This window comes from Bradyrhizobium sp. (assembly GCF_035273305.1).
Lineage (GTDB): Bacteria > Pseudomonadota > Alphaproteobacteria > Rhizobiales > Xanthobacteraceae > Bradyrhizobium.
Map to the genome: position 1 here is coordinate 1 of NZ_DATEPI010000088.1, position 6391 is coordinate 6391.

Consider the following 6391-nt stretch of genomic DNA (forward strand, 5'->3'; position numbering starts at 1 on the left):
CATCCAGGTGCATGGCGGCATGGGCTTCACCTGGGAATTCGACTGTCACCTGTATTACCGCCGCTCAAACGCGACGGCGCTGTCGCTCGGGAGTCTTTCTTATTGGGAGGACGCGCTGATCGATCGCATGCGCAAGAGAAATGCGGCGTAGCTCCTGAGAGCAAGGACAAAGCGAAATGAACTTCGATGACACCCCGCACGAGGCCGCGTTCCGCGCCGAGGCAAGGGCCTGGATCGCGGCCAACGCGCCAAAGCAATATGAAGAAGAGTTGCGCAAGTCTTCGCTCGGCCGCACCCAGCTCAAGGGCGCCAACATTCTCGAGGTCGCGAAAGCCTGGCAGAAAAGGAAGGCGGATGCCGGTTGGGCTTGCCTGCACTGGCCCAAGGAATATGGCGGCCGTGGCGCAACCCCGATCGAGCGCGTGATCTGGCAGCAGGAGGAAGGCCCTTTCGGAAAGCTCAGCGGGATGTTCATCATCGGCCACGGCATGTGTGGCCCGACCATGATGGCGTTTGCCAGCGAAGAACAGAAGCGGCGCTATTTGCCGCCGCTGGCATCGGGCCAAAATATCTGGTGCCAATTGTTTTCCGAGCCGGCCGGCGGGTCCGATGTCGCCGGCCTGCGCACCCGCGCGGAGCGCGATGGCGACAACTGGATCATCAACGGCCAAAAGATCTGGACGTCAGGCGCGCACTACTCGGATTACGGAATCCTGCTGACGCGCAGCGATCCCAACGTGCCGAAGCATAAGGGGCTCACGATGTTCTTCCTGGACATGAAAAGTCCCGGCGTCGAAGTCAAACCGATCAAGCAGGCCAGCGGCCAGTCCGATTTCAACGAAGTGTTTTTCACGGACGTTAAGATCCCGGACGCCCAGCGGCTCGGCGCGGTCAATGACGGTTGGAACGTCTCGCTTACCACGCTGATGAACGAGCGCATGTCGATCGGCGCGGGTGTCGCAACCGGCTTCCCGGAACTGTTCGAATTCTGCAGCAACCTGATGCTTGAAGATGGGCTGGCGATCGATGACCGCAATGTCCGCTCTAAACTCGCCAATTGGGCGGTTCGCGCCAGCGGGCTGAAATACACCAGCATGCGGGCGATCTCGGCATTGTCGAAGGGCGAGCGCCCGGGCCCGGAGAATTCGATCGGCAAGCTGGTCGCCGGTTCGATGATCCAGGACGTCGCCGCTTACGCACTCGATTTGCAGGGAGCGGCAGGCGTGCTGAGCGGGATCGAAGACGCGGAAGCGAGCGGGAAATTCCAGGCCATGCTGTTGCGCGCGCCGGGGACGCGTGTCGAAGGCGGCACCGACGAGATCATGCGCAACATCATCGCGGAGCGCGTGCTGGGATTGCCCGGCGACATCCGGGTCGACAAGGACGTTCCCTTCAACAAAATCCCGACCAAGGGGCGGGCATGAAGTGACGACCTCATCCCAGGGAGCCTCGCGAAGCGTCGCGTCTCGAGGAAGATCGGCCTGATGGTTCGAGACGGCGCAAGCGCGCCTCCTCACCATCATGAGTGAGCTGTTGAGTTGATTGCAGATGAGAGGCTTGGCCAATGAATTTCGATGACACGCCACAGGAAGCCGCGTTCCGCGCCGAGGCGCGCAAGTGGATCGATGCCAACGCGCCAAAGGAATTCGAGGCGGAACTCTCGAAGACATCGCTCGGTCGTATCAAGCTGCAGAAGCACGACATCGTCGAGATCGCAAAGGCCTGGCAGAGAAAGAAGGCGCAGAGCGGCTGGGTTTGCCTGCACTGGCCAAAGGAGTATGGCGGACGCGGCGCGAGCCCCGTTGAACGGGTGATCTGGCAGCAGGAGGAGGGCGTCTATTCCAAGCTCACCAGCCCATTCCAGATCGGCGAAGGCATGTGCGGTCCGACCGTCATGGCTTATGGCAGCGAAGCCGACAAACGGCGCTATTTGCCGAAAATCGCCTCGGGCGAGGAGATCTGGTGCCAGCTCTTTTCGGAGCCGGCTGGCGGCTCCGATGTCGCGGGGTTGCGCACCCGCGCCGAGCGCGACGGCGATCACTGGATCATCAACGGCCAGAAAATCTGGACGTCGGGCGCGCATTACTCGGACTACGGAATCCTGATCACCCGCACCGATCCGAATGTGCCAAAGCACAAGGGCCTGACGATGTTCTACATCGATATGAAAAGCCCTGGCGTGTCGGTCAAGCCGATCAAGCAGGCCAACGGCATGCAGGAATTCAATGAAGTGTTTTTCACCGATTTGCGCGTGCCTGATTCGCAACGGCTCGGGGCCGTCGGCGACGGCTGGAATGTCTCGTTGACAACACTGATGAATGAGCGGCTATCGATCGGCTCGCGGCTGGCGACCGGCTTCACTGAACTGTTCGAGTTCTGCTGCAGCCTGATGACCGAGGACGGCCTCGCGATCGACGACCGCGCCACACGCTCCAAACTCGCCAACTGGGCGGTAAAGAACAGCGGGTTGAAATACACCAGTTACCGGGCAGTCTCGGCATTATCCAAGGGCGAGCGTCCCGGCCCGGAAAACTCGATCGGCAAGCTGGTGGCCGGCTCGATGCTTCAGGATATCGCGATGTACGCGATGGACCTGCAGGGCGCGAGCGGCATCCTGAACGATCCCGAGACCGCCGAGGCGGCCGGCCAGTTCCAGGCCATGCTGATGTCCTCGCCTTCGACCCGGATTGCCGGCGGGACAGATGAGATCCTGCGCAACATCATCGCCGAGCGCGTGCTTGGGTTGCCCGGCGACATCCGCGTCGACAAGGACGTGCCCTTCAACAAGATCCCAACCAAGGGAAGGTGAATATGCCGGATGCCTTCGATCAGCCGGTGACGACCGGCCATAGCTCCGAGCAGCGCATCGAAATACTGGACGAGTTGCTGAGCGAACGATTTTCTTGCCGCGCCTTTCGGCCCGAGCCGGTCCCGCGCTCGACCATCGAGCGGATATTGGCTTCAGCGCAAAAGACTGCCTCCTGGTGCAATAGCCAGCCGTGGCAGCTCGCGATCACCTCCGGCGCGGGGACCGCAATATTCCGCGATGTTATGTACGCAGCCGCGTCCAGCGGCAGGCCGAACACTGGCGATTTTCCATTCCCTCGGGAATATCGCGGCGTCTATCTCGAACGGCGGCGCGAAAGCGGTTTCCAGCTTTACAACTCGCTGGGGATACCGCGCGGCGACAAGGCGGCCTACGCAAGGCAGGCACTTGAGAATTTCAATTTTTTCGGCGCACCGCACGTCGCCATCGTTCATACCGATGAGGCGCTAGGCGTATACGGCGCGATTGATTGCGGCGGCTATGTCACCAGCTTTATGCTTGCGGCGCAGGCGCTCGGGATCGCGACAGTGCCGCAAGCCGCGCTGGCGTTTCATTCCGAAGTGGTGCGCAAGCATTTCGGGCTCGGCGACGACCGGCGAGTGGTGTGCGGAATTTCGTTCGGCTTGCCGGACCGCGGCCACAGGGCCAACAGCTATCGCACAACACGCGCGAATATTGCCGATACGGTCACCTTCATTGACGAGTAGCAGCGCGGATACAAGCGACGCCGTCCTTCGTCATGGCTGGGCAGGTCCGGACAAGCCCGGCGATGACGATGGAGCGAATCTGCTCAATCATCCCGCCGCATCATTTCCTAGGATCGTGTAAGAGACTCGAAAAACAAACGCCCAGTGCGAATTCGCACCGGGCGCCCAAAACATGCTTGGATTTCGAGCGGCTCAAGAGCGACAGGAACGCTCTTGTTGAGTCCTCTCAATGCTTCTTTTTGCTCTTGGACTTCTTCGACCTGGCATTCACGTCGCGGTACTGGTCGTTATAAGCAGCCAGTCCCTGTTTTGCTGGGCCTGCAGCAGCTGATGGCGCGGCGCTATCGCGATGATCGCGACCAGCGGCAGACGCCATTCCGCTTGTGCCGAGCACGGCGAGTGCGGCCACTGTAGATACGAGAGCAAGAATCTTGGTCATTCCATTCTCCGAAGTTATTTGCAGGGCTTTCACCATGCTTTGTTGATGGGAAGTGAGCGATGACAGTTGCAATATGAACCATGGGTTAATGGAGACATCCTCCGATCGGAGGAGAGAAGTGGAAATTTGTTTTCAAGCCGGCACATCCAGGAGGTTCGATCTAGCGCTGGTCCGCTGATTTCAGGCAGTCGGATTCGAGACTTACCGATCTTACGTGCTGACGCTCTGCCCACAGCTTCTGTTCGCTCTTCATCAGCTTGGCGTCATAAATATTCTTGATCGTGAGGCCATCACCGCAACGGCCATCGCGCTGAGACCACCGAGGCCCGGCATATTGACGAGTGCGGGTAAACTCCGGCCTCACTCATTGCGGTCATTACTTGCTATCGGTACGAATGTCCCCCGTTCGGATGAAGCGGCCGCGCTGCGCGCTGTTATAGATCGGCTCCCTACCAGTTCCTTGGGTGCCCGTGACCATGCTGCTTTTCTTCTTCGACTTGTCATACGAACTCTGCGTCGCTTTGAACCCCGGCCTAATATCATTCGAGTACGCAGCCGGAGTTGCCCCGCACGGCACCTATCACATTAACAGGAAGGCCGCGGCGTTCGGCGCGCTCGAGGCGTAGCGATGTCCGACCAGAACCGCAGCACCACCGCCAAGCTGGGCGGGCGGATCGTATTTTGAAAAAAACGGACGGGTGGACTTTCGTTCTGAGCAGGCGCGGTGCATCGCCTCGAACCATGCGGCCGCGTCTGGGTAAAGCGATAATGGCTGTTGCAGCGTCCTCCTACGAGATTCGCGGCGGGACGGCCAGGATCAAACGGGCCTCCTCGCTGCGCGTTGAAGAACACGGTAACGAGCCGCAGCAGCACACTCGCTCGCGCAATCGCAGGGGCCCGCTCAAGTTCGCCGCAAGAGCCGATCTAGTCATCTGCTTTTTTCTCATTCCGATCGGCGCGCTTATTGGTAGTCATTGGGGTATCAAGCCGATCGCAACTTCGCTGGTCGGCCTAACAGCTGTCTTTGTGATGGCGTGCGTGCACGCTGTTCGAAATCTCGGTTAGCACATCTGAAACTAGAACTTTGGCGGACGCTTTTCCGCAAACGCCTTGATGCCTTCCTTGATCTCGGCGCTCCGCATGCTTTCACGGTGCCGGTGGTCGGCAGCTTCTTCGTCTAGCCTGCCGCGAGCGATTTCGTTGATAGCGCGCTTCATCCCCCGCATCGCAATCGGCGCGTTGGCGGCGAGAATTGCCGCCAGTCTATCGACCTCTTCATCCAGCGCTTCGGCAGGCACCATCGACGTGAGATAGCCGATCCGCAGCATTTCGGCCGCACCGACGCGTTCGGCGGTGAGGAACAATCGCTTGGCGTTATCCAGCCCGAGCCGCGAGACATAACGCTGGATCCCGCTCTTGTAGTAATGCAGGCCGAGTCGCGCCGCCGGCATGAACATCTCGCAGTTGTCGATACCGATGCGGAAGTCGCACGCCAGCGCCAGATCGGTCGAGCCGCCATAGACACCGCCATTCAGGCGGCAGATCGTTGGTACTGCAATATCTTCAAGGCGGTTGACCATGACCTCAAAGGCGGAGCCGGCGGTCTGCTCCTGAGCGGTGGCCGCGCGTTCGGCGATCGAGCCGAGATCATATCCGGCGCTAAAGGCTCGTCCCGTTCCGGTCAGCACCAATACCCGGATCGCCGGATCGGCCTCGATCCGATCGAACAACTCCATCAGCACATCGAGGTCATCGGGCTGCAGCCGGTTCAAATGCTTCGGCCGGTTGAGGCGAATGTTGGCGCGGGCGCCGTGAACTTCAAGAAGCGGCGCGCTCGCGAGATCGGCGGAGCCGGAGACGCCCGACTGCATCATGTATTCTCCGAAGCGCGCCGCTTGGCTTCCGCGTCGATAGTGGCGGCGAGATCGGGATGACGCGCCATCAGCATGCGGAAGTCCACGAGATCGAGCACCAGCAGCCGCGACACGCGTGTGGTGGTGATACTGGCGGAGCGCAAATTGTTGCCCAGCAGCGCCATCTCGCCGAAGAACGCGCCTTCGCCGAGCCGCACCTTCTTGCCGGGCAAATCCACCTCGACTTCTCCCGCGGCAATGAAATACATGCAATCGCCAACCTGGCCCTTGCGGATGATCATGGTTCGGGACGGCAGATCCATGATGCGCAGCATATGCGTCACGTCGGCGATTGCCGCCGGGCCCAGCGCGGCAAAGAACGGCACCTTGCTCACGGACTCCCACGTTTTCAGGAAATTGTCGCGGCGGGTTTCGGCGGCAAAGCCGGTGGCGAGAATGCCGGTCCAGAGACCGAACACGCCGAGGCCGCAGATCATGACGAAGGCGGCGATCAGGCGGCCGAGCGGTGTGACCGGGACGGCATCGCCATAACCGGTGGTGGTCA

At 60.5% G+C, this 6391-nt stretch carries 7 protein-coding genes and 1 pseudogene; 5 read left to right on the top strand and 3 right to left on the bottom strand.

All coding sequences use genetic code 11. From position 1 onward, the window contains the following. From VJV58_RS05555 to VJV58_RS05570, 4 genes and pseudogenes are all read left to right on the top strand, one after another. Positions 1–151: pseudogene (locus tag VJV58_RS05555) on the top strand (acyl-CoA dehydrogenase); the annotation flags it as partial. 25 nt (positions 152–176) lie between these two features. Beyond that, entirely contained in the window at positions 177–1424 is a 1248-nt protein-coding gene (locus tag VJV58_RS05560) for an acyl-CoA dehydrogenase (RefSeq protein ID WP_324136339.1), read from the top strand. 140 nt (positions 1425–1564) lie between these two features. Then, on the top strand, positions 1565–2809 hold the full coding sequence (locus VJV58_RS05565; protein WP_324136340.1) for an acyl-CoA dehydrogenase: 1245 nt from the start codon (positions 1565–1567) through the stop codon (positions 2807–2809). Between the two features lie 77 nt (positions 2810–2886). Then, entirely contained in the window at positions 2887–3534 is a 648-nt protein-coding gene (locus VJV58_RS05570) for a nitroreductase (RefSeq protein WP_324136345.1), read from the top strand. Positions 3535–3760: 226 nt separating this feature from the next. Here VJV58_RS05570 and VJV58_RS05575 read toward each other — a convergent pair whose 3' ends face one another. Beyond that, complete coding sequence (locus VJV58_RS05575) at positions 3761–3973, bottom strand: hypothetical protein (RefSeq protein WP_324136341.1); 213 nt, start codon at positions 3971–3973, stop codon at positions 3761–3763. Between the two features lie 470 nt (positions 3974–4443). Here VJV58_RS05575 and VJV58_RS05580 point away from each other — a divergent pair, with 470 nt between their 5' ends. Next, entirely contained in the window at positions 4444–4599 is a 156-nt protein-coding gene (locus VJV58_RS05580) for a hypothetical protein (RefSeq protein WP_324136342.1), read from the top strand. Between the two features lie 450 nt (positions 4600–5049). Here the strand turns inward: VJV58_RS05580 and VJV58_RS05585 are convergent, their stop codons facing one another. After that, entirely contained in the window at positions 5050–5844 is a 795-nt protein-coding gene (locus tag VJV58_RS05585; RefSeq protein ID WP_414641415.1) for an enoyl-CoA hydratase/isomerase family protein, read from the bottom strand. Then, positions 5844–6391: cyclic nucleotide-gated ion channel (locus VJV58_RS05590; protein WP_324136344.1), on the bottom strand; the 548-nt coding region annotated here is incomplete at its 5' end. The genes VJV58_RS05590 and VJV58_RS05585, both read right to left, overlap by 1 nt.